The sequence below is a fragment of the Streptomyces bambusae genome (assembly GCF_019400985.1).
Taxonomy (GTDB): Bacteria; Actinomycetota; Actinomycetes; order Streptomycetales; family Streptomycetaceae; genus Streptomyces; species Streptomyces bambusae_A.
Window position 1 is genome coordinate 1 of the sequence record NZ_WTFF01000716.1, and the last position, 707, is coordinate 707.

Here is a 707-nt window from a genome sequence, read left to right on the forward strand (position 1 = left end):
AACGCTGGGAGATCGAGACGGCCTTCCTGGCCCTGCGCCACACGATCCTGACGGGCCATGTCCTGCGTTCCGGCGACCAGCCAGGCATCGAACAGGAAGTCTGGGCCCTGCTCCTTGTGCACCAGCTCCTGCGCCAGGCCATGGTCACCGCCGTCGAAACGACACCCGGCACCGACCCGGACCGGGCCTGCTTCACCACAGCTCTCCAGGCCGCCCGCGACCAGCTCACCCTGGCCGCCAACGTCCTGCCCACCCACGCTCCCGACCTCCTCGGCGTCATCGGCCGCGCTGTCCTGGACACCCTGCTGCCCGCCCGCCGCCCCCGCTACAGCGCCCGGAAGGTCAAGAACCCCACCTCCCGCTACCTCAACCGCGGCGACGGCCGACCCAGCACAAGCACACCCCTCACCGCCATCGACATCACCGTCCGAACCCCGCCCCCAGGCCCTCCTGCCCGCCACCAGCGCCGCCGCGCAACCAGACCACCAAGCCCTGCTCGCCCACTCCAGCCACCCACCCGCCGGGAACGACTCATGACGATCATGCGGACCAACCCACAACACTCCTGGCACAGCCGCCAGCTCGCCGAACAACTCGGCATCACCGGCACCCGAACCGGCATCCGCAGCTTCCAGACCCAGATCGCCGAATGGGCCCGACTCGGCTTCCTCCACCGCACAGGCCAAGCCCTCTACTCCCTCACCCAG

1 pseudogene is annotated in these 707 nt (G+C 69.9%); it reads left to right on the forward strand.

The features are described from left to right. Nucleotides 1-707, forward strand: a pseudogene (locus tag GPJ59_RS36710) (IS4 family transposase); the annotation flags it as partial.